We start from the raw sequence: 22,760 nt of genomic DNA on the forward strand, positions 1-22,760 counted from the left end.
TCACCTAAGGCTTGGACTGGAGCCGATGTGATCGCAAGATGATCGGCGCAAGTGTCGGCACACCGGAAGCCGCGGTTCATCAATGCCCCTTACGGCTGTTCTGATATCTTCGCCTAATCTATGAGAGCGCTCAGTTCTGCAATCAGCGCAACCGCAGCCTCGCTGTTGCCCTCCTGTTGCATCCAGATACCAAAGAGCATGGGAAATAATTGCGCTGGCGACAATCCCAACTGGCTACACAAATTCGAATACCAGTCGTGATTCTCTGCCCCCTGTAGGCCGAATAGGATGACCCCAACATCATCTGAACCAGTAGCATTCATGAGGCGCTCCGGCTGCTGAGTGACGATTTCTCTTAAGTGAAGTTCGAGCGATTTGTCACCTGGGAGAAACGTTGAGAGGCGCCTGATATCTCCAGTTATGCTCTCGCGCATATCGCCGTCATAGCAACCTATGATTTTCACCTTTTGAAATTGATCATTTAGTTTTTTTAGAAGACTAGTTATATCTCCATGCCCATTGCGAATACTGATCTCTATTCGTCGCGAAAGAGCAGGTCGCACGCGCTCGAGCATTAGCCTCAAGAAGACCTGGGCAAGTTGATCTTCCACCAACACCACCACATCGACATGAGGATCTATGCCTATCGTTTTCATGAGCGCTGGAGGGGGCAACCCAGACCTAGTCTTTACAAGCGCCCCGTAGCGGAACAGGAAAACTAACTGCCCCTCAGAGAAGCTGTTTATGATCTTATGAGAATGACTAGTGAGCACAACGCTCAACCGCTTCTCTACAGCAACCTTCAAGAGATAGTGACTCAACGCCTCTTGAGAAGCAGGTGAGAGGTGGGTCTCAGGTTCTTCGATCAATAAGACGGCGTTGTCAGATGCGCGATCGATAGACCACCAAAGAAAAAAGAGCGCGACCTCTCCCGCTCCCATTGTTCTGCTATCGTATCTTTCGTTGCCATAGGAAACCTCGAAGAACGGCAGAGGGGAGCCATCGTTCTCAATTTCGTAGACTTTGACCTCTCGATAATCTCTTCGGCTAATATAATTAATTTCCTCGAGGCTCTTTGCGTCCAGCGTTCGGTGCCCTACTCCGTTGATCAGATCTTCAACCTCATTAAAGGCACAGAAATTGATCTGCTGCCTTTTCGATTCATCGGACGAATCCAGATGAATTACGTCAGTTGCAACACCAGCATCCCCGTCAACCTTCACTATTCCTTGAGTGAATGTGGCGACTGACGTCTTGGAAACTGAGTCTTGAACGTACGATAACGTTCCTTTCCCTACGCTGAGCTTGAGCTTCGTAGACGGATCATCATGCGCCAGAGCTGGCGCAGCAGCTGCCCAGAGCGCCCTCAACAAGGTGGTCTTACCGACACCATTCGGCCCGGCAAGCACAACTATAGGAGAGGGAAAAGGCAGTTCACCACTGCCAACGCTCGGGATATTCTCGAATTCGAAGCGCTCTAGCCGAATTGGCCATCCATGAGCAGATGCTTCTAGCCGCCTTTTGTAATCTTGGACCTGTGCCAGCTTCACGAAAGCCTGCTCCACTTTTCAGTGTTCACAAGCTGCGACACCGCGTACTCAAATGTCGCATCATTCCGTTGACTCAGTGCATCATGAACGCTGACGCACGCCCCCCTGTCCACGCTTACGGGAAGAGAGGCGTCGAGCGCATAAATATAAGAGTACCATAATGCAAAGTCCCGGTAGACGACTGAAGATACGTCGGTGACACGTAAGCTCGCCCTATTCTGGAAGACACTTGCTGCCTCAGGAATATAGTTCCGGGCGAATAGCCCGCCCTCACCTCCAAAGCGAGACATGAAAGAAAAATCGGGAGTCGGATCCTCTCTAAAGCGCGCAAAGAAGAGCAGCCAACTCAGCGCGCTCGCTTTATTCAGACGAATAGACGAGGCTTGCTCTCGCGACCTTGAAAATAGATTGATGCTGACCGACGCAGCAGAAACAGTTTCCGGGCTGAACTCATCTCGTTCTTTGAAACGCTGCGATATTAGGGTTTCCGTGCTCTTGATAGCGAACGTTCTTGCTTCGAGGAAAAACAACAAACGCGCTATAATATCATCGTAGGCCAATCGGGCGTTAGAGAAGCCAATCGTCTTCTTGCTATTGTCGCCGGCTTCAAAATCCCCGACCAGAGCCTTTAGCTGTTCTCTCGCCGGCCCATAAAACGCATTACGCTGCTCTCCCGCTGTCAGCATGCTTGGCTGATTTAAACGATAAAAAAGTTCACTCGGCTCATCGGGCAGGTAGTCAGTAATTCGGAAACATCGCAGAGTATATTGATCAAGTAGGCGCTGATCCGAGCGGCTAAGTGAACGATAGTACTTACCGTGAAGAGCAACTACGCGAGGATCGCTAGGAGTTATGTTGCCATCGATTGTGAATTCATTTTGAACGAAATCGCGGATGGCTGCGAGCCGTTGCTGGCCATCTAAAACGTCCATCCTGCCATCTGCCCGAACGACGAGGAAAACGGGAGGAATAGACCACCCTCGGATTATCGTATCGATTAGTTTCTTCTTCTTGCTTGGCGACCAAATCTCTTGCCGCTGAAATTCGGGCTGCAGGTCAATATCTTCATTATTTATTCTATCAACAACAGTTTTAAGATCCGGCTCCCAAGGAGTCATCTTCATGTAGAGCAATCCATTATTTTATTTACCCGGCGCTACCTGGACCACGACACTATCAAAGGCGGGTGGTCCGTCACCAATATTTGACACGTGCCCACACAGGCTTCACTCCACTAGCCGCCGCTCTTCGAGCCCCTCGTCAGGAATATTTCGCGGCAACTCCCTCACTCCGCCGCCACCACCCGCGGCCGCTCCCCCTCCGCCTCCTCCCGCAACTCCGGATCCAGCCGCCTCTTCAACCGCCGATCAATCCGGTCGAGGTAGATATAGATCACCGGCGTGATGAACAGCGTCAGCAGTTGCGACAGGCACAGGCCGCCGACGACGGCCACGCCAAGAGGCTGGCGCAGTTCGGCGCCGGCGCCGGTGCCGAGTGCGATCGGCAGGGTGCCGAAAATCGCGGCGAAGGTGGTCATCATGATCGGGCGAAAACGCAGCAAGGCCGCTTCGCGGATGGCGTGTTCGGCGCTGAGGCCCACGCGGCGGCGCTCGAGCGCGAAGTCCACCATCATGATGGCGTTCTTCTTGACGATGCCGACCAGCATGACGATGCCGATCATGGCGATCACCGACAGCTCCATGTTGAACAGCATCAAGGTCAGGATGGCGCCGATGCCGGCCGAAGGGAGACCGGAGATGATGGTGATGGGGTGGATGAAGCTCTCGTAGAGAATGCCGAGGATGACGAAGGCGGCGAACACCGCGGCGAGGATCAGGACGCCCTGCCCGCGCAGCGATTCCTGGAACACCTGCGCGGTGCCGGAGAAGCCGGTGACGATGGTCACCGGCAGGTTCGACTGCTGCTCCAGCCCGGTGATCTTGTCCACCGCATAGCCCAGCGAGACGCCGGGCGCGAGGTTGAACGAGATGGTCACCGCGGGCTGCTGGCCCTGGTGGTTGATCTGCAGCGGGCCGACGGTCGGCACCATGCGCGCCACCGCTTCCAGCGGGATGGTGCGGTTATCGGCCGTCTTCATGTAGAGCTTTGACAGGTCGGAGGGATCGACCCGGAACTGCGGCTGCGCCTCCAGGATGATCTGGTAGTCGTTGGAGGGCATGTAGATGGTGCCGACCTGGCGGGCGCCATAGGCGTTGAACAGCTGGTTGCGCACCTGGTCGGCGGTGACGCCGTAGACCGCCGCCTTCTCGCGGTCGATCTCCACCGTCATCTGCGGGTTCTTGATGTAGAGGTCGGTGGTGACGTCGAGCAGGCCCGGGATCTTCGCGATCTTGCTGCTCATGTCCGGCGCGAGGCGATAGAGCGCTTCGGTGTCGCCGCTCTGCATCACATATTGATACTGGCTCTTGGAGACCCGGCCGCCGATGTTGAGGTTCTGGATGCTCTGGAAGAACGCCTGCAGGCCCGGCACCTGCGTCGCCTTCTGGCGCAGCCGCGCGATCACCTTCGGCGCGGGATCGCGCTGGTCCTGCGGCTTCAGCGCGATGAACAGGCGGCCGTAGTTCGCGGTGGCATTCGGGCCGCCGGAGCCGACGGTGCTGTTGACGTACTCGATGGCCGGGTCCTGTTTCATGATGCCGGCCAGCACCTGCTGGCGCGCCGACATCGCCTCGAACGAGGTGTCGGTGGCGGCTTCGGTGACGCCGATCAGGAAGCCGGTGTCCTCCTGCGGGAAGAAGCCCTTGGGCACGACCGTGTAGAGCCACACGGTGCCGCCGAGCGTCGCGAACGTCACCAGCAGCATGACGAATTTGTAGGCCAGCACCCGGTCCAGCGCCCACTCATAGGCGCGCAGCCAGGACGCAAACATGGCTTCGAAGGCGCGCAGCACGATGTTCGGCTTGTGGTCGGGATCATGGGCTTTCAGGATGCGCGCGCAGAGCATCGGGGTCAGGGTCAGCGAGACGAAGCCCGACACCACGATCGCGATTGAAATGGTGACGGCGAATTCGCGGAACACGCGGCCGACGATGCCGCCCATCAGCAGCACCGGAATGAACACGGCGATCAGCGAGAAGGTGATCGACAGGATGGTGAAGCCGATTTCCCGGGCGCCCTTCAGCGCGGCCTCATAGGGCCGCATGCCGTGCTCGATGTGGCGGACGATGTTCTCCAGCATGACGATGGCGTCGTCGACCACGAAGCCGACCGAGAGCGTCAGCGCCAGCAGCGTCATATTGTTGATGGAGAAATCAAAGAGGTACATGAAGGCGCAGGTGCCGATCAGCGAGATCGGCACCGCCAGGGCCGGGATGAAGGTGGCGGAGGCCGAGCGCAGGAACAGGAAGATCACCATGATGACCAGCGCGATGGCGATCAGCAGGGTCTCCTCGACGTCGGCGACGGCCTGGCGGACCGAGACCGAGCGGTCCATCATGACGTCGACCTGGACCGAGGGTGGAACCTGGGCCCGCAGGGCCGGAATCTTCGCCCGCACGCCGTCGACCACCGCGACCGTGTTGGCATCCGGCTGCTTCTGGATGGCCAGCACGATGGCCCGCTTGCCGTCGAGCCAGGTGGCGACCTTGTCGTTCTCGACACTGTCATAGATCTTGGCGACTTCCTCCAGCTTGACCGGGGAGCCGTTGCGCCAGGCCACCACGACCTGGTTGTAATCCCGGGCCTTGTCGAGCTGGGCCGAGGCCTGCAGCGCGATGTCCTGCTGCGGACCGTTCAGCGTGCCCACAGGCGTCGAGGAATTGGCGCGCGACACGGCGGTGCGGATGTCCTCCAGCGACAGGCCGCGGGCGGCGGCGGCCTCCGGATCGGCCTGGACACGGATGGCGAACTTCTGGCTGCCATAGATCAAGACCTGGGCGACGCCCGGAATCTGGGAGATCGCCTGCCCCATGGTGATGTCGCCGTATTCATTGACGGCGGACAGCGGCAGGGTGTCCGAGCTCAGCGAGATGAACAGCACCGGGAAATCGGCCGGATTGACCTTCCGGAAACTCGGCGGCGTGGTCATCTCGATCGGCAGGCGGCGCTGGGCGATGGTCAGCGCGGTCTGCACGTCGAGCGAGGCCGCGTCGATGTTGCGGTTGAGGTCGAACTGGATGGTGATCGAGGTCGTGCCCTGGGACGACGACGACGACATCGAGGAAATGCCGGCGATGGTCGAGAGCTGCCGCTCGATGGGTCCGGCGACCGACGCCGCCATGGTGTCGGCATTGGCGCCGGGCAGCGTGGCGGAGACCTGGATGGTCGGGAAATCGACCTTGGGCAGCGCCGAGACCGGCAGCAGCCGGAAACCGAACACGCCGAACGCGATGATCGACGCCGTCAGCAGCGTCGTCATCACCGGCCGGCGGATCGACAGTTCCGACAGGTTCATGGCTTAGTGCCCCGCTTCTGAATTTTCCTGAAACATCGCCGCCCGCTCGTCATCCGTCATCCTGAGGTGGCCGTGCGTAGCGCGGCCCTCGAAGGACGACGGCCCGGGCCGTGCATCCTTCGAGGCCCGCTTCGCGGGCACCTCAGGATGACGGATTACTTTAATCGTCATGCCCTACGCTCCCGCCTTGCGCGTGCGGACCTCGACCTTGGTGCCCTCAGACAGCAGCAACTGCCCGTCGATCACCACCTGCTCGTCGCCCTTGAGGCCGGTCTCGACCACCGAGAGGCCCTGCGAGGTGCGCAGCACCGTCACCGGCTGGACATGGGCGGTGCCATCCGCGATCACGAACACGAAGTTGCCGGTCTGGCTGCGCTGCACGGCCACCGAAGGCACCACGACCGCATGTTCGGTGCGCACGGTCAGCCGGGTCGACACCAGCGTGCCCGGCCACAGCGTCTCGGTGGCGTTCTCCATGATGCCGCGCACGGTGATCATGCCGGTGGTCGCATCGACGGTGTTTTCCACCATGGCGATCTTGCCGGTCTCCGAGCGCTTGCTGCCGGGGATGGTGGCGACGACGGAGGAGCCGTCCGCCTTCATGGCGTCGCGCAGCTCGGCGAGCACGCGCTGGGGAATGGCGAAGGTCACATACACCGGCACCATCTGGTTGATAGTGGCGAGCGGCGTCAGGTCCGCCGGCCGCACGAAATTGCCGACCTTGACCATGGCGGCGCTGATCCGGCCCGCGATCGGCGCCTTGATCAGGGTGAAGGTCTTCTGGACCCTGAGATTTTCGAGTGCCGCCTCGTCGGCCAGGATGGTCCCCTTCAGGGTGTCGACCTGGGTCTTGGTGTTGTCGACATTGACCTGGGTGGTGGCGCCCTTGCCGATCAGCTCGGTGTAGCGGCGCAGGTCACGCTCGGCTCCGGCGAGCTGGGACTGATCCCGGGCGAGCGTCGCTTCGGCCTGGGCGATCTGGGCGTCGAGCTGGCGGCCGTCCAGGGTGAACAGCAGGTCGCCCTCCTTGACCCGGGCGCCGTCTTCGAAGTGCACCGATGTGATGGTGGTTTCCAGCCGCGACTTCAGCGCCACGCTGGAAATCGGGGTCACGGTTCCGATGGAATCGACGTCGACGGGAACCGGCTTGCGCTCGGCCTTTGCGACTTCGACCGACACCGTTCGCGCGCGGACCGGGGCCTGCGCGGCATCACCGCGCGTGAACCAGGATGGCTTGGTCTGGTAAGCGCCGAAACCGATGGCAACCAGCAACCCCGCCGCAATCAGCAGATGACGTGTCTTCATTACCCGTTTTTCTTTTATGTGCCGGCCAAACCTTCCCTCGGATGGACCGGTACCTCCCCCACGCGCGCTTCTTTCAGAAGCCGTTTTTGTCGTCCCGCTTATCGTCCCGTCTCGCGTCTTCTTATTATCTCGCTTGATTATATCGTTCTTATCGGCCGAAATCGCGGCCTCGCCCCACGGTAACCGGTGCCCGGCTTATCACAATCCCGCCATTCGTGGTACGCCAGACAGCTGTGATCTTGTAAAAATACCGCAGACGTCGTTACCAGCGCGCCATGCTGGCGCAAGGGAATGCGGGGTGCGACGCTACGACCTCAGGACCCGTCATCCTGAGGTGCGAGCCGAAGGCGAGCCTCGAAGGACGACGGGCCAATTCTTGAGAGGATTCGGCCGTGCATCCTTCGAGGCCCGCTTCGCGGGCACCTCAGGATGACGGTGCTAAGTTCCGTGCAGTAACTATCTGGTTGATTGCTGCGCTGCATTCCCTCCAGCCCGGCAACGACAAAGGAAGGGCGCCCCACCCCCGTTTGACTTTTGTCAATCGTCGTGACTATTGTCGAAGCCAGAGGGCGTGGACATGCCGATCCGGCTGGCGGAACAGATCATTCACAAGGCCGCGTGGCTTTATTACACCCACGGCCTTCGCCAGGACGAGGTCGCCGCAAAGCTCAACATCTCGCGCGCGTCGGTCGCGATGTATCTGCGCAAGGCGCGCGAGAGCGGCATCGTCAACATCTCCGCATCGACACAGCTGTTCGCTGAGGACGTGCTGGCCCGCGAACTGGAAGACGCCTACGCCCTCGACGGCGCCTGGGTGGTTCCACATGCTGAACCCACGGGCGACAAGGCCGATGTGCCGCAAGTGGCCGCCGCGGTGTTCGTGGAACAGGTGCAGCGCGGCGACCATATCGGCATCGCCTGGGGCCGCACCGTCTATGCCATTGCGGATGTGATGTCCTACGCGGACCTGCAGGATGTCACGGTCGTGCAGCTCTGCGGCAATCTCGGCGCGCCTTACGATTACCGTCCCGACCAGTGCACCATGGAAATCGCCCGCCGGCTCAACGCCAAGGGGCTCAATTTCTATGCGCCGCTGGTGCTGAGCTCGGAAGAGCTGGCCGACCGGTTGCGCGAGGAGCCGGTGATCCGCCAGCAGCTCGCCAGTATCAGCGAATGCAGCCTCGCGCTCCATTCGGTCGGCACCGTGGACGAAGACAGCCATGTGGTGACCTGCGGCGCGCTGGCGCCGAAGGCGATGCGCGCGCTGGCGAAATCCGGCGCCGCCGGTGTCATTGCGGGACAGATCATCGACGCGTCGGGACAAGCGCTGGACTGCAGCTACAACCGCCGGGTGATTTCCGCCGATCTCGGCTCCATCCGCGCCATCCGCAAACGCCTGATGGTGGTGCAGGAGGACGTCAAGCTCGCGCCGCTGAAGGCCGCGCTGGCCGGCGGTCTCTGTTCGCATCTGGTGACCACGGCATGGATGGCGCGACGGCTGGTTGATGATGCCGGCAAGGCGAGAGCGTGAGGAGATGACGTTCGATCGCGTTATCCGTTTTCTTTGTCGTTGCCGGGCTTGTCCCGGCAACCCCGCTTAGGGACGCACTGCCCTCCTAAGCGGGATCACCGGGACAAGCCCGGTGATGACAATGTGGGTGAAATGACTTCGCCTCTTGAAACCATGACACCGAAGTCTCTGAGCTTTTACACCCCGACATTCCGCCCAGCCAAACACCAGCAAGACGAACGAACATGAAAAACCTCTGGAACGACACCACCGCCGAAACGCTCATTGCCGACTACGCCAAGCGCAACATCGACCGCCAGCTCGCGTTGCGCGTCTACACCACCCGCCTGCTAGGCGGCGATCCGCGGCTGGTGCTGCATGGCGGCGGCAACACATCGGTGAAGATGAAAGTCACTGACCTGGTCGGCGACAGCTGGGATGTGCTGTGCGTCAAGGGCAGCGGCTGGGACATGGCGGTGATCGAGCCGCCGGGCCTGCCGGCGGTCAAGCTCGACGCGCTGCTCAAAGCGCGCAAGCTCAACAGCCTGTCCGACGAGGACATGGTGGCGCTGCAGCGCGCCAACCTGATCGATCCCTCCTCGCCCAACCCGTCGGTCGAAACCCTGCTGCATGCCTTCCTGCCGCACACCTTCGTCGACCACACCCACTCCACCGCGATCCTGGCGATCGTCGACCAAATCAACAGCGAGGCGCTGAGCCGCGAGGTGTTTGGTCCCAAGATGGGTTTCGTGCCCTACATCAAGCCGGGCTTCGATCTCGCCAAGGCCGCGGCCGATATCTATGACGCCAATCCGGCGGTGGAAGGCCTGATCCTGGACAAGCACGGCATCTTCACCTTCGGCGACACCGCGCGCGATGCCTATGACCGCATGATCCATTATGTGACGCTGGCGGAGGATTACGTCGCCAAACACGGCAAACCGGCGCCGCAATCGGTGGTGTTGCCGAAGCGGATCGCGACTGCGGCGGATTTCACATCCGCGCTGCGCGGCGCGGTCGCCGTCCATCACGGCGAAGGCCGCTTCGACCGGATGGTCAGCGACTTCCGCACGTCGCCGGAGATTATCGCGTTCCTCAATTCGCCGCGGCTGGCGGAGTTGGCCAGGATCGGCGTCTCCACGCCGGATCTGTCGATCCGCATCAAAACAGGTCCGATGGTGCTGCCCGCCCCCGACGCCGACCAGTTGGAGACATGGCCTGCGGTGATCCGCGAGCATGTGGGCCGCTTCGTGCACGACTACACGGCCTATTTCCAAGCCAATAACGCCCGCGACGATATCAAGCGCACCATGCTCGACCCGATGCCGCGCCTGACACTGGTGCCCGGACTCGGGATGTTCGGCCACGGCCGCACGCTCAAGGACGCGCGGATTGCCTCCGACATCGGCGAGATGTGGATCGAGGCAGTGCGCGGCGCCGAGGCGATCGGCAGTTTCAAACCGCTGACGCATCCGGAGCTGTTCGAACTGGAATACTGGTCGCTGGAGCAGGCCAAACTCGCCGCCAACAAGCCGAAGCCGCTGACCGGCCAGGTGGCCCTGATCACCGGCGGCGCCGGCGCCATCGGTGCCGCCACAGCCAAACTGTTCGCGACCAATGGCGCGCATGTGGTGGTGGTGGATCTCGACGTCGACAAGGCGGCCGCCGTGGCGAAAGCCACCGGCAACGATTCCATTGGGATCGGTTGTGACATCACGGACCCGGCGGCGCTGCGTGTCGCGTTCGACCGCGCTGTGGCGCACTACGGCGGTTTGGATATTTTGGTGTCCAACGCCGGCGCCGCCTGGGAAGGCGGCATCGGCGAGATCGACGATGCGCTGCTGCGCAAGAGCTTCGAGCTCAACTTCTTCGCCCACCAGAACGCGGCACAAAACGCCGTGCGGATCTTCAAACAACAAGGCACCGGCGGCGTCTTGCTGTTCAACACCTCCAAGCAGGCGGTGAACCCGGGCCCGAAATTCGGCGCCTACGGCCTGCCCAAAGCCGCAACGCTGTTCCTGTCGCGCCAGTACGCCCTGGAATACGGCCCCCTCGGCATCCGCGCCAACGCCGTCAACGCCGACCGCATCCGCTCAGGGCTTCTCACCGACGAGATGATCGCCAACCGCAGCAAGGCGCGCAGCCTGTCGGAAAAGGACTACATGTCCGGCAATCTGCTGGGCCTGGAAGTCACCGCCGACCATGTGGCGCAGGCATTTTTGCATCATGCGCTGGCGGAGCGCACGACGGGCGATGTGACCACGGTGGACGGCGGGAATATTGCGGCGGCGCTGAGGTAGGGTGCGGTCAATAGCTCCCCCTGGGCAGCACTTCATCAAATGTCAATAAATTTGACAATTGCCAGAGCAATCTCTAGCGTTTCGATGTCATGAACCCTCCGGAAAAGCGTGAGCCGGATGTGCGGACAGGTTTCGCGAGACAATCATGCGCCCTCGCGACAAACGCGAAGCGTTTGCGCTGACAAAGACACAGCACGAGGCCCGCTCCGCCTGATGACATCAGCGAGTCGAAGGTTTCGGCGACCCGGGAGGCCAACGTGACGACAACTGCGTTCGAACCGCTCACGCCGGACACACTGCCCGCGCGGCTGGGCAGCATCACCGCGTTGACGCAGCGCATCGGCGCGAACGCCTCATCATGGAGCGTGCGCGAGGTCGGCGACGGCAATCTCAACCTCGTGTTCATCGTCCAGGGATCAAACGGCTCCGTGGTGGTGAAGCAGGCGCTGCCCTATGTGCGCCTGGTCGGCGACAGCTGGCCGCTGCCGCTGAAACGCTCGTTCTTCGAATATCACGCGCTGACGCGCCAGGCGGCCCGCTCGCCGGGCTCGGTGCCCGAGATCCTGCATTTCGACCAGGCGCAGGCGCTGATTGTGATGGAGTACCTCTCGCCGCACATCATCCTGCGCAAGGCGCTGATCATGGGCCGCGAGCTGCCGCGCATCGCCGAGGATCTGGGCCTGTTCACCGCGCGCACGCTGTTTCGCGGCTCCGACCTGCATATGAGCGCGGCGACGCGCAAAGCGGACCTCGCGCTGTTCGCCGACAATGTCGACCTCTGCGACATCACCGAAAGCCTGGTGTTCACCGATCCTTATTTCGAGGCGCCGCGCAACCGCCACACCTCGCCGCAACTCGATGCCCTGGTGGCGAGCCTGCGCGCCGACCGCGACCTCAAGGTCGAGGCCCAGCGCATGAAGCATCTGTTCACGGCCAATGCCGAGACGCTGCTGCACGGCGACCTGCACACCGGCTCCATCATGGTGACCGACGAGGAAACCAAAGTCATCGATCCGGAGTTTGCGTTCTACGGACCGATCGCCTTCGACATCGGCATGCTGCTGGCCAATTACTGGATGTCGTATTTCTCGCAAGGAGGCCATGAGCAAGACGGCTCGCGGGACTCGATGCGCGCTTATCTCTTGCGCACCACCACCACGACATGGTCGGTGTTCCGTTGCGAGTTCGCCCGGCTCTGGCGCTCTGAGCGCAACGGCATGCTGTATGCGCGCAGCCTGTTCGAGGACGCCGGCGACCCGCTTGGCGCCGAGCAGGCGCTGGACACCTTCCTGCACCGTGTGTGGGAAGACCTGCTCGGCTTCGCCGGGGTCGAAATCCACCGCCGCATCCTCGGCCTCGCCCACAATGCCGAGTTCGAGACCATCGAGGATGCCGATTTGCGCGCCGCCTGCGAGACGCCGGCGCTCAGGTTCGGCCGCCATATCGCGGTCAACCGCCGCCATCTCCACAGCATCGACGAGGTCAACGCGCTGGTCGCGCTGATCGACCGGGAGAACCGTTTGTGAAAGTCGCCGACCGTCATTTCCGCACCATCTGGCTGAATGCCGACGGTCGTTCCATCGACATCATCGACCAGCGCTGGCTGCCGCACGATTTCCGCATCGCGACACTGACAACCGTGGACGAGGTCGCCACCGCCATCCGCGACATGTGGGTGCGCGGCGCCCCGCTGATCGGTGTCACCGCCGCCTACGGCGTCGCCATCCAGATGCGGAGCGATCCCTCCGAGCGCGCGCTGGATGCCGCCTGGGACAAGCTCCATGCCACCCGCCCCACCGCCATCAATCTGCGCTGGGCGCTGGACGCGATGCGCTCCGCGTTGCGGCCGTTGCCGGCCCCGGAGCGCGCCGCCGCGGCCTATCGGCTGGCCGCCGGCATCGCCGACGAGGACGTGATGCTGAACCGTGAGATCGGTGAGAACGGCCTCGCTTTGATCCGCGAGATCGCCAGCCGCAAGGCGCCGGGCGAGCCCGTGAACATTTTGACTCACTGCAACGCCGGCTGGCTCGCCACCGTGGATTACGGCACGGCGACGGCGCCGATTTATCTCGCCGTCGAACAGGGCATCCCGGTCCACGTCTATGTGGACGAGACCCGCCCGCGCAACCAGGGCGCCCAGCTCACGGCCTGGGAAATGGCCGGCCACGGTGTGCCGCACACTCTGATCGTGGACAATGCCGGCGGCCATCTGATGCAGCGCGGCGCGGTCGACCTGGTGATTGTCGGCACCGACCGCGTCACGGCCAATGGCGACGTCTGCAACAAGATCGGAACCTACCTCAAGGCGCTGGCTGCCCACGACAACGGCGTGCCGTTTTATGTGGCGCTGCCCTCGCCGACCATCGACTGGACCATCTCCGACGGAATGACCATCCCGATCGAGGAACGCTCGGCCGACGAGGTGTCGCTGGTCTGGGGCAAGACCGCGTCGGGCGAAATCACCCAGGTGCGGATCTCGCCGGACACCTCGCCCGCGGGCAACCCGGCCTTCGATGTCACCCCCGCCCGCCTCGTCACTGGTCTGATCACCGAACGGGGCGTGGCCAAGGCCTCGACCGAGGGCCTGCGCGCACTGTTCCCGGACCGGGCCGTCTGAGGCGCCGGGGGGTCGTTTCCAGCGGCAATCTCTTGCTGCGGAATGTGTGGGGAACGTGGGTAACGCCGCGCCAACCGCGCGGCCGATGCGGTATAAAAGCCGTCCCCGAACGCACGACTAGCCCGCTGACGTTGGACCCCCATGCGCATAGCCACCTGGAACGTGAACTCCATCCGCCAGCGGATCGACCATCTGGTGACCTGGTTGAAGGAGACCTCGCCGGACATCGTCTGCCTGCAGGAGATCAAGTGCCAGGACGAGGCGTTCCCGCGCGAGCCGATCGAGGCGCTGGGCTACAATGTGGTCACCCACGGCCAGAAGACCTTCAATGGCGTGGCGCTGCTCTCAAAGCTGCCGTTCGATGAAACCACCCCCGGACTGGCCGGCGATCCGGAGGATGTGCACGCCCGCTTTCTGGAGGGCGTCGTGTCGGTGAAGGGCGGGACCTTGCGGGTCGGCTGCCTCTATCTGCCCAATGGGAACCCCGTCGACACGGAAAAATACCCCTATAAACTCAAATGGATGTCGCGGCTTCTTGAGTATTCGAAGAAGCATCTTAAAGCGGAAGAGAAGTTCGTTCTTGCAGGGGATTACAATGTCATTCCGCAGCCGGGTGACGTGCACAACCCGGCCGCCTGGGCCAACGACGCGCTGTTCCTGCCGACCACACGGGAGCGCTTCCAGGCGCTGCTGGATCTTGGACTCACCGACGCGCTGCGCGCGGTCAGCGACGAGCCCGGACAGTATACGTTCTGGGATTACCAGGCCGGTGCCTGGCAGAAGAACAACGGCATCCGGATCGACCACCTGCTGCTGTCGCCGCAGGCCAGCGACCACCTGACTGCGGTCGGAATCGACAAACACACCCGCGGCTGGGACAAGCCGTCAGACCACGTGCCCGTGTGGATCGACCTCGATCTGGAAGCGGCCTGAGGCTTCGGCTCAGTCCCGGCGGCCCTGGACCCAGCGCTCGAGCATCTGCAGGGCCATGGCGCGGTCGTTCTCGGAGGCCTTGGACAGCGCCGCGTTGTAGCTTTCCTTGATCCAGGTCTCGTCGGTGGCTGCGCTGTCGCGGGCGAGCGTCAGCCACATCAGGCCGCGCGCCGCCTGGCGCTGCAGGTTGACGCCGTTGAACAGCATCTGCCCCAGCAGGGCCTGGGCCTGGTGCTGGCCCTTCTGGGCCGCGAGGCCAAGCCAGCGCACCCCGTACTTCGGATCGCGCGGGATGCCGACGCCGTCGAGATAGAGCCGCGCCAGATTGTACTGGGCCTCGGCGTTGCCGAAGTAGGACGCCGCGTAGGAGAACATCTCCCGCGCGCGCTCGGGATCGGACTTCACCCGGGTGTTGGGAATGCCGTCCAGATAATAGCGGCCGAGCGCCACAAAGGCGTTGGCGACGATGGAGGCCTGTGGCGCCGACGGATTATCTTCGGCGTGGGCGTTGGCGATCTTGCTGAAGTAATCGAACGCCCGCAGGTTGTCCTGGGTGACGCCGTCGCCGTTGGCGTACATCTGGCCGAGCTTCCACTGGGCCACCGGATGGCCGCCTTCGGCGGCGTACTGCAGCGACGTCAGCGCCGACGTGGGCGGAATGGCTTTCTTCAGGGCCGCAGCCGCGTTCGGCGTGGCAGAGACCACCGGGAGTGCGGCATCCGCGCCGGTGACGGCCGTGCCCTCGAAGGCAAACGCGGGCGCCGCGAAAACACCGACTACCAGGCCGATGGCGATATGGTCAGATATCCGCATATTGCTGTTTCTCGTGGGCCCCGCCGGGGTGCGTGACTGCGCCGCCGACGGCCGATCCCACCTGCTGGGCGTATTTCCAAAGGGCTCCCGATGTATGATTGGTCTCGCGCGGCTGCCAGGCCGCCTTGCGCTGTGCCAATTCCGCGTCCGACAGCCTGACATTCAGGGTGCCGACGTCGGCATCGATTTCAATGATATCGCCGTCGCGAAGCAAGGCGATCGGGCCGCCCACAGCGGCTTCCGGCCCGACATGGCCGATGCAGAAGCCGCGGGTCGCGCCAGAGAACCGGCCATCGGTGATCAGGGCGATCTTGCCGCCCATGCCCTGCCCGGTCAGCGCGGCGGTGGTCGACAACATTTCGCGCATGCCGGGACCGCCTCGCGGCCCCTCATAGCGAATGACGATGACCTCACCTTCCCTGTACGTCTTCTTTTTCACCGCCTCGAACGCGTCCTCTTCGCGGTCAAAGCAGCGGGCGGGTCCAGTGAACTTCAGGTTGGACATGCCCGCGACTTTAACAATCGCCCCTTCTGGAGCGAGATTTCCCTTCAGCCCGACAACGCCACCGGTCACGGTGATCGGCTTGTCCGCCGGACGGACCACATCTTGATGCGGATTCCATTTCACGGTTTTCAAATTCTCGGCAATGGTCCGGCCGGTGACGGTCAGGCAGTCGCCGTGAAGATGGCCGTGATCGAGCAATGTTTTCATCAGAAGCGGTATGCCACCAGCTTCGAACATGTCTTTGGCGACATAACGGCCGCCCGGCTTCAAATCCGCGACATATGGTGTCTTTTTGAAGATTTCGGCCACGTCAAACAGGTCGAACTTGATGCCGGCCTCGTGGGCGATCGCCGGCAAATGCAAGGCGGCATTGGTCGACCCACCGGAGGCAGCGACCACGGCGGCGGCGTTCTCCAGCGCCTTGAGGGTAACGATGTCGCGGGGGCGGATATTGGCCTTGATCAGCTGCAGCACCTGCTCGCCGGCGGCCATGCAGAAGGAATCGCGGATTTCATAAGGCGCCGGCGCGCCGGCCGAATACGGCAGGGCCAGGCCGATGGCTTCGGAGACGGTCGCCATGGTGTTGGCGGTGAACTGGGCGCCACAGGCCCCGGCCGACGGACAGGCCACCCGCTCGAGCTCGTCGAGGTCCTCGTCCGACATCTGGCCGACCGAGTGCTTGCCAACCGCCTCGAACATGTCCTGAACCGTCACCTGCTGGCCCCGGAAATTGCCGGGCAGGATTGAGCCGCCATAGATGAAGATCGACGGCACGTTGAGCCGGACCATGGCCATCATCATGCCCGGCAGCGACTTGTCGCAGCCGGCGAGCCCGACCAGGGCGTCATAGGAATGGCCGCGGATGGTCAGCTCGACCGAATCGGCGATGCATTCGCGCGACGGCAGCGACGAACGCATGCCGTCATGGCCCATGGCGATGCCGTCGGTGACGGTGATGGTGCAGAATTCACGCGGGGTGCCACCGGCGGCGGACACGCCCTTCTTCACCGCCTGCGCCTGGCGCATCAGCGAGATGTTGCAGGGGGCGGCTTCATTCCAGCAGGAGGCAACGCCGACAAACGGCTGGCGGATCTGGGCCGTGGTCAGGCCCATGGCGTAGAGATAGGACCGGTGCGGCGCCCGTTCCGGGCCCTCGGTCACATGACGGCTTGGCAGCCGGCTCTTGATGTCGGTCTTCGCGTCCATCCCACGCCTGTCTCCCCGACCATCCCGCCCAATCCCCGTGGTGATCCCTTACTGGAAGGATGTTCCACAGTGCTGGTTGTTATTGCGGCATCTGGCCTGCACTTACGGAGTCATGGAGGGGTGTGGCTAAATCGCGGCGGACACAAGGGCTAGCTCGGCCCAAGGTTAAATGTTCAATCAGTGTTGCACACACGCAACAACCGTTGCCGCCGAGCAACCCTGTACGCCACCCCTCCGCGGCTTTCTCAGGTTACGTCGGCGGCCGCGTTGAAAGGTTCAGCGACGCAGGGCGCGCCAGGCAAAGAGAATGATGATGGCGCCGACCGATGCCGAAATCAGCGTGCGCCAGAAGCCGAACACCGGCACCTGGGCGATTTCCGCCAGCTTGGCACCGACAAAGGCGCCGGCCACGCCGACCAGGATGTTGGTCAGGATACCGTGGTTGGACGAGGTCGCCCGCTCCGCGATCCATCCGGCGATCGCGCCGATCAGGATCATGGTGAAAAACCCGACGCCCGGCTGGCTGAGAAAGGCTTGCGCTTCGTTCATGCGATGTCCCCCAAAAAGACTGCTGCCTGAAGAGTTGGCCGACTCAAAGAGTAACGCAGCCGGCGCGAGTCGACAGCCGATCCGCCGGCGGCCGCGCCGAAATACACCGCAAAATAAAACGGCCGGCTGTGCGGGCCGGCCGTTGCGATCCACATTGACGGATCAGGTGGATCAGTGTCCCGCCGGCATCGGGCTCGTATTGCGATAGCGCGCCGCCTCGTCAAGCGCCGCACGCGGCGCGGCGGGACGCCATTCGTCGTAGGCGGCGCGCGCACGCGCGTCCGACACGGCGGCGCTGCGCGATACATGATGACGCGTGAGCTTATGCGGATCGCGGTTTTCCGTCGCACCTGCGGTTTGCGCTGTCACGGCCACCATCGCAGCCGCCCCAAGGGCTAAAAGTATTTTGCTTTTCATGATTGATCTCCGGCTTCCCATCTCGCACATGCGTGATGGTCTCTGGTCGAACCGCACGCGCCAAATGCGCTGCGTGCTCCCTGCGGAGATAGGTCGCGATCGTTTGCCGTCACCTGCGACAAGCCGCGCAGCGACGCAGGGTTACGCAAACGTGATGAAGGCCGATGATTTGTTAGTCAGAAAATTCCGGTGGCTGAATATTCAGCACGCGACACCAAGAGGCCCGCTACAGGCTTTGCGATGGAGCACCGCTCACGAGGGCGACGATGCGCGCGACTGGCGTATTCTTCCATCACCTTCCGGTCAACACGGGAGACAGCAAGTCGGAATTCGAAACTGGCGTGATTGCTTCGCAGGCAGATGACACGATGCTCATCCGCCTCGCGCATCACATGTTCAGCACGCGGCCGTAGGCATCCAGCACGGCTTCCTTCATCATCTCCGACAGCGTCGGATGCGGGAAGACCGTGTGCATCAGCTCTTCCTCGGTGGTCTCCAGATTCATGGCGACCACATAACCCTGGATCAATTCGGTGACTTCGGCGCCGACCATGTGGGCGCCGAGCAATTGACCCGTCTTCTTGTCGAAGATGACCTTGACCAGACCCTGATCCTCGCCGAGCGCAACCGCCTTGCCGTTGCCGATGAACGGGAAACGGCCGACGCGGATTTCGCGGCCGCTTTCCTTGGCCTTGGCTTCGGTCAGGCCGACCGAGGCAACCTGCGGATGGCAATACGTGCAGCCGGGAATGAGCTGCTTGTCCATGGCGTGCGGATGCAGGCCCTTGATGGCCTCGACGCAGATCACGCCTTCATGCTCGGCCTTGTGCGCCAGCATCGGCGGGCCGGCGACGTCGCCGATGGCGTAGATGCCGGGCACGTTGGTCTTGCCATAACCGTCGATCACCACGCAGCCGCGATCGGTCTTGACGCCGAGTTTTTCCAGCCCGAGGCCTTCGATGTTGCCGACCACGCCGACGGCGGAGATCACCCGGTCGACCTCGACGGTCTGCGGCTTGCCCTTGCCGTCGTCCAGCGTCGCCACCACGCTGTCGCTCTTCTTGTCGAGCCTGGTCACCTTGGTGCCGCTGAGGATCTTGATGCCCTGCTTCTCGAACGCCTTGCGCGCGAACGCGGCAATCTCGGCATCCTCCACCGGCAAGACCTGCGGCAGCACCTCGACCACCGTCACCTCCGCGCCCATGGTGCGGAAGAACGAGGCGAACTCGATGCCGATCGCGCCGGAGCCGACCACCAGCAGCGACTTCGGCATCTTCTCCGGCACCATCGCCTCGAAGTAGGTCCAGACCAGTTTCTTGTCCGGCTCCAGCCCCGGCAGGACCCGCGGCCGCGCGCCGGTGGCCAGGATGATGTGCTTGGCCTGATAGCTGCCGGCGCCCAGCGCGCCCTTCGGCGCCTCGACACCCGACGCCTTCACCGTGAATTTGCCGGGCGCGTCGATCGACGCTTCGCCCCAGATCACGGAGATCTTGTTCTTCTTCATCAGGAAGCTGATGCCGTTGTTCATGCGCGCGGCAACGCCGCGGGAGCGCTGCACCACCGCCTTTGGATCATAGGAGATGTTGTCGGCGGAGAGGCCGTAATCCTTGGCGTGCTGCATGTAATGATAGATTTCAGCCGAGCGCAGCAGCGCCTTGGTCGGGATGCAGCCCCAGTTCAGGCAGATGCCGCCGAGATACTGCTTCTCGACAATCGCCGTCTTGAAACCGAGCTGGGCCGCGCGAATGGCCGCGACATAACCACCTGGCCCCGAGCCGATGATGACGACGTCGAAGGATGTATCAGCCATTGCATGGATCTCTGTCTGAAAAGATTTGGGAGGCGAAAGCGACGAGAGTGGTGTGAGAGATCACACCACCATCATGATCGGGTTTTCGATCAGACCGCGGAACGCGCTGACCAGCTGGGCGCCGAGCGCACCGTCCATGGCACGGTGATCGCACGACAGCGTCACGCTCATGATGTTGGCGATCTCGATCTTGCCGTTGCGGACCACCGCCCGCTCCTCGCCGGCACCAACGGCGAGAATGGACGACTGCGGTGGATTGATCACCGCGGTGAAGTCCTTGATGCCGTACATGCCGAGATTGGACACCGCCGTGGTGCCGCCCTGATACTCTTCGGGCTTCAGTTTGCGGGCGCGGGCGCGGGCGGCGAAGTCCTTCATCTCGGCCGAGATCACCGACACCGGCTTGAGGTGGGCGTTGCGGATCACTGGCGTGATCAGTCCGCTCGGGATCGAGACGGCGACGCTGATGTCGGAGACCTTGTGCTTGAGCATCGCGCTCTCGGTGAAGGTTACGTTGGCATCGGGCACACGCTGCAGCGCCACTGCAAGCGCCTTGATGACGAAGTCGTTGACCGAGATCTTGTAGGCCGGCTTGCCGTCCTTGTCCTTCGGTGCCGCCGCATTGATCTCCTCGCGCGCCGCCAAGAGCTTGCCTATGTCGCAGTCGGTGGTGAGGTAGTAATGCGGGATGTCGCGCTTGGCCGCGGTCAGGCGCTGGGCGATGACCTTGCGCATGTTGTCGTGGGGCACGACCTCATAGCTGCCTTCAGCAAACAGCGCGCGGATCTGCTGATCCGTCGGCCCCGCCGGTGGCGGCGCCGACACGCCGGCGGCGGCAGGTGCTGCCGCAGCGGCCGGCTTGAGGCCCTGACCGGATTTGGCGCTCTCGACATCGCGCGCGACCACACGGCCGTGCGGACCGCTGCCGGTCACCCGCGACAAATCGAGGCCGGACTCCTTGGCGAGCCGGCGTGCCAGCGGCGACGAGAACACCCGCTGGCCAGGTGCGGACGCGGCCGCCGCCTGAGGTGCAGGTGCGGGAGCCGGTTTCGGCGCTTCGGCGGGGGCAGCTTTCGGAGCCTCCGCTTTCGGCGATTCAGCCTTCGGCGCTTCTGCCTTCGCAAGCGCCGGCGCAGCCGATGCGGAGGCCGCGGACTTGACGTCCTCGCCTTCGCTCGCAAGCACTGCGATCACGTCGTTGACCGGCACATCCGCGGTGCCTTCCGGCACCAGGATTTTCGCAATGGTGCCTTCGTCCACGGCTTCGACTTCCATCGTCGCCTTGTCGGTCTCGATCTCGGCGATAACGTCGCCGGACTTGACCTTGTCGCCCTCTTTCTTGAGCCACTTGGCGAGATTGCCCTTTTCCATGGTCGGGGAAAGAGCAGGCATCAGAATATTGATCGGCATTGGGAAGCCCTGCTCTTTCAGCGGTAACTAACGGCCTTGGCCGCGGCGACGACATCGGCCACCGACGGCAGCGCCAGCTTTTCGAGATTGTTCGCATATGGCATCGGCACATCTTTGCCGGAGACCCGGGCCACCGGAGCGTCGAGATAATCGAACGCGTGCTCCATCAGCCGCGCAGCGATCTCAGCACCGACGCCGGACTGCGCCCAGCCCTCTTCCACCGTGACGGCGCGTCCGGTCTTCTTGACGGAGGCGACCAGCGTGTCGGTGTCGAGCGGACGCAGCGTACGCAGATCGATCACCTCGGCCTCGATGCCCTCCTTTGCGAGTTCATCGGCAGCCTTCAGCGCGTAGGTCATGCCGTGCGACCAGGAGATGATGGTGACGTGCTGGCCAGCCCGCGCGATCCGCGCCTTGCCGATCGGCAGCACATAGTCGTCGAGCTTGGGCACCTCGCCGGTGTGGCCGTAGAGGATTTCGTTTTCCAGGAAGATCACCGGATTGGGATCGCGGATCGCTGCTTTCAACAGTCCCTTGGCGTCCGCAGCCGAATATGGCGAAACCACCTTGAGGCCGGGAATGTTGGAGAACCAGGCCGAATAGTCCTGGCTGTGCTGGGCGGCGACGCGGGCCGCGGCGCCGTTGGGGCCACGGAACACGATCGAGCAGGTCATCTGGCCACCGGACATGTACAGCGTCTTGGCGGCGGAGTTGATGATCTGGTCCATCGCCTGCATGGCGAAGTTGAAGGTCATGAACTCGACGATCGGCTTCAGCCCGGCAAACGCCGCGCCGACACCGACGCCGGCAAAGCCGTGCTCGGTGATCGGGGTGTCGATCACCCGCCGGTCGCCGAACTCCTGCAGCAGGCCCTGGGTGATCTTGTAGGCGCCCTGATACTCGGCGACCTCTTCACCCATCACGAATACGTCGCCATCGCGGCGCATTTCCTCGGCCATGGCATCGCGCAGCGCTTCGCGCACGGTCATGGTCACCATCTCGGTGCCGGCCGGGATATCCGGATCGGGCGCGACCGTAACAGCAGCTGCCGGCGCGGATGCCGGCTTGTCGGCCGCCGGGGCCGGAGCTTCAGCCTTAGCCTCGGCCGGTTTTTCAGCTCCCTTGGGCGCCGGCGCAGCGGCCTCCGCCTTGCCGAGGTCCGAGGCACTCTCGCCTTCGCCCAGGATCATGGCGATCGGAGTGTTCACCGCCACATCGGCGGTGCCTTCGGGAATCAAAATCTTGCCGAGGGTGCCCTCGTCGGTGGCCTCGACTTCCATCGTGGCTTTGTCGGTTTCGATCTCGGCGATGACGTCACCGGACTTGATGGTTTCGCCTTCCTTCTTCAGCCATTTGGAGAGGTTGCCCTTCTCCATGGTCGGCGAGAGCGCGGGCATCAGAACTTGAATTGGCATGGGTGC

The 22,760-nt window shown here is 62.8% G+C and carries 16 protein-coding genes; 5 read left to right on the plus strand and 11 right to left on the minus strand.

The window, feature by feature from the left end; genetic code table 11:
- Positions 1-113 precede the first annotated feature (113 nt).
- The 4 genes from RS897_RS33425 to RS897_RS33440 form a co-directional block, all read right to left on the minus strand.
- Positions 114-1,550 carry an ATP-dependent nuclease gene (locus tag RS897_RS33425; RefSeq protein ID WP_315832943.1) on the minus strand — a complete coding sequence of 479 codons (1,437 nt, stop codon included), beginning with the start codon at positions 1,548-1,550 and terminating at the stop codon, positions 114-116.
- Positions 1,547-2,674 carry a DUF262 domain-containing protein gene (locus tag RS897_RS33430; RefSeq protein ID WP_315832944.1) on the minus strand — a complete coding sequence of 376 codons (1,128 nt, stop codon included), beginning with the start codon at positions 2,672-2,674 and terminating at the stop codon, positions 1,547-1,549. The genes RS897_RS33425 and RS897_RS33430 overlap by 4 nt, the downstream gene beginning before the upstream one ends.
- 161 nt (positions 2,675-2,835) lie before the next feature.
- Complete coding sequence (locus RS897_RS33435; protein ID WP_315832945.1) at positions 2,836-5,964, minus strand: efflux RND transporter permease subunit; 3,129 nt, start codon at positions 5,962-5,964, stop codon at positions 2,836-2,838.
- Positions 5,965-6,138: 174 nt separating this feature from the next.
- The gene (locus RS897_RS33440) at positions 6,139-7,269 is read right to left on the minus strand and encodes an efflux RND transporter periplasmic adaptor subunit (protein ID WP_315832946.1); all 1,131 of its coding nucleotides are present in this window, start codon (positions 7,267-7,269) and stop codon (positions 6,139-6,141) included.
- Positions 7,270-7,846: 577 nt separating this feature from the next.
- On the opposite strand from RS897_RS33440, the gene RS897_RS33445 reads away from it, so the two are divergent.
- From RS897_RS33445 to xth, 5 genes are all read left to right on the plus strand, one after another.
- Positions 7,847-8,800 (plus strand): sugar-binding transcriptional regulator, encoded by a 954-nt coding sequence (locus tag RS897_RS33445; RefSeq protein WP_315832947.1) that lies wholly within the window; start codon positions 7,847-7,849, stop codon positions 8,798-8,800.
- A 224-nt stretch (positions 8,801-9,024) separates the two neighbouring features.
- The gene (locus RS897_RS33450; protein ID WP_315832948.1) at positions 9,025-11,079 is read left to right on the plus strand and encodes a bifunctional aldolase/short-chain dehydrogenase; all 2,055 of its coding nucleotides are present in this window, start codon (positions 9,025-9,027) and stop codon (positions 11,077-11,079) included.
- Positions 11,080-11,336: 257 nt separating this feature from the next.
- Complete coding sequence (mtnK, locus tag RS897_RS33455; protein ID WP_315832949.1) at positions 11,337-12,605, plus strand: S-methyl-5-thioribose kinase; 1,269 nt, start codon at positions 11,337-11,339, stop codon at positions 12,603-12,605.
- Positions 12,602-13,696 (plus strand): S-methyl-5-thioribose-1-phosphate isomerase, encoded by a 1,095-nt coding sequence (gene mtnA, locus RS897_RS33460; protein WP_315832950.1) that lies wholly within the window; start codon positions 12,602-12,604, stop codon positions 13,694-13,696. Before mtnK ends, mtnA begins: the two co-directional genes overlap by 4 nt.
- 141 nt (positions 13,697-13,837) lie before the next feature.
- Complete coding sequence (gene xth, locus RS897_RS33465) at positions 13,838-14,629, plus strand: exodeoxyribonuclease III (protein ID WP_315832951.1); 792 nt, start codon at positions 13,838-13,840, stop codon at positions 14,627-14,629.
- A 9-nt stretch (positions 14,630-14,638) separates the two neighbouring features.
- On the opposite strand, the gene RS897_RS33470 is transcribed toward xth, so the two are convergent.
- From RS897_RS33470 to RS897_RS33500, 7 genes are all read right to left on the minus strand, one after another.
- Complete coding sequence (locus RS897_RS33470; protein ID WP_315832952.1) at positions 14,639-15,442, minus strand: tetratricopeptide repeat protein; 804 nt, start codon at positions 15,440-15,442, stop codon at positions 14,639-14,641.
- A complete protein-coding gene (gene ilvD, locus RS897_RS33475) occupies positions 15,429-17,153 on the minus strand; it encodes a dihydroxy-acid dehydratase (RefSeq protein ID WP_315832953.1) in 1,725 nt (574 codons plus the stop codon). Before ilvD ends, RS897_RS33470 begins: the two co-directional genes overlap by 14 nt.
- A 276-nt stretch (positions 17,154-17,429) precedes the next feature.
- A complete protein-coding gene (locus tag RS897_RS33480; protein WP_315832954.1) occupies positions 17,430-17,702 on the minus strand; it encodes a GlsB/YeaQ/YmgE family stress response membrane protein in 273 nt (90 codons plus the stop codon).
- 171 nt (positions 17,703-17,873) lie between these two features.
- Positions 17,874-18,119 carry a hypothetical protein gene (locus RS897_RS33485; protein ID WP_315832955.1) on the minus strand — a complete coding sequence of 82 codons (246 nt, stop codon included), beginning with the start codon at positions 18,117-18,119 and terminating at the stop codon, positions 17,874-17,876.
- 388 nt (positions 18,120-18,507) lie between these two features.
- Positions 18,508-19,929 (minus strand): dihydrolipoyl dehydrogenase, encoded by a 1,422-nt coding sequence (gene lpdA / locus RS897_RS33490; RefSeq protein ID WP_315832956.1) that lies wholly within the window; start codon positions 19,927-19,929, stop codon positions 18,508-18,510.
- A 60-nt stretch (positions 19,930-19,989) separates the two neighbouring features.
- Positions 19,990-21,339 (minus strand): pyruvate dehydrogenase complex dihydrolipoamide acetyltransferase, encoded by a 1,350-nt coding sequence (locus RS897_RS33495; protein ID WP_315832957.1) that lies wholly within the window; start codon positions 21,337-21,339, stop codon positions 19,990-19,992.
- Between the two features lie 17 nt (positions 21,340-21,356).
- Positions 21,357-22,754: a pyruvate dehydrogenase complex E1 component subunit beta gene (locus tag RS897_RS33500; protein WP_315832958.1), complete on the minus strand. Its 1,398-nt coding sequence runs from the start codon at positions 22,752-22,754 to the stop codon at positions 21,357-21,359.
- Positions 22,755-22,760: the final 6 nt, after the last annotated feature.

The organism is Bradyrhizobium prioriisuperbiae, assembly GCF_032397745.1.
Taxonomy (GTDB): domain Bacteria; phylum Pseudomonadota; class Alphaproteobacteria; order Rhizobiales; family Xanthobacteraceae; genus Bradyrhizobium_A; species Bradyrhizobium_A prioriisuperbiae.

Excerpts from the sequence above, each read along its gene's own strand:
- xth (WP_315832951.1), top strand. The coding sequence starts at position 13,838 with ATGCGCATAGCCACCTGGAACGTGAACTCCATCCGCCAGCGGATCGAC.
- RS897_RS33450 (WP_315832948.1), top strand. The coding sequence starts at position 9,025 with ATGAAAAACCTCTGGAACGACACCACCGCCGAAACGCTCATTGCCGAC.
- lpdA (WP_315832956.1), bottom strand. The coding sequence starts at position 19,929 with ATGGCTGATACATCCTTCGACGTCGTCATCATCGGCTCGGGGCCAGGT.
- RS897_RS33435 (WP_315832945.1), bottom strand. The coding sequence starts at position 5,964 with ATGAACCTGTCGGAACTGTCGATCCGCCGGCCGGTGATGACGACGCTG.
- RS897_RS33495 (WP_315832957.1), bottom strand. The coding sequence starts at position 21,339 with ATGCCGATCAATATTCTGATGCCTGCTCTTTCCCCGACCATGGAAAAG.
- RS897_RS33470 (WP_315832952.1), bottom strand. The coding sequence starts at position 15,442 with ATGCGGATATCTGACCATATCGCCATCGGCCTGGTAGTCGGTGTTTTC.
- RS897_RS33440 (WP_315832946.1), bottom strand. The coding sequence starts at position 7,269 with ATGAAGACACGTCATCTGCTGATTGCGGCGGGGTTGCTGGTTGCCATC.
- ilvD (WP_315832953.1), bottom strand. The coding sequence starts at position 17,153 with ATGGACGCGAAGACCGACATCAAGAGCCGGCTGCCAAGCCGTCATGTG.
- RS897_RS33445 (WP_315832947.1), top strand. The coding sequence starts at position 7,847 with ATGCCGATCCGGCTGGCGGAACAGATCATTCACAAGGCCGCGTGGCTT.
- RS897_RS33500 (WP_315832958.1), bottom strand. The coding sequence starts at position 22,754 with ATGCCAATTCAAGTTCTGATGCCCGCGCTCTCGCCGACCATGGAGAAG.
- RS897_RS33480 (WP_315832954.1), bottom strand. The coding sequence starts at position 17,702 with ATGAACGAAGCGCAAGCCTTTCTCAGCCAGCCGGGCGTCGGGTTTTTC.
- RS897_RS33430 (WP_315832944.1), bottom strand. The coding sequence starts at position 2,674 with ATGAAGATGACTCCTTGGGAGCCGGATCTTAAAACTGTTGTTGATAGA.
- RS897_RS33485 (WP_315832955.1), bottom strand. The coding sequence starts at position 18,119 with ATGAAAAGCAAAATACTTTTAGCCCTTGGGGCGGCTGCGATGGTGGCC.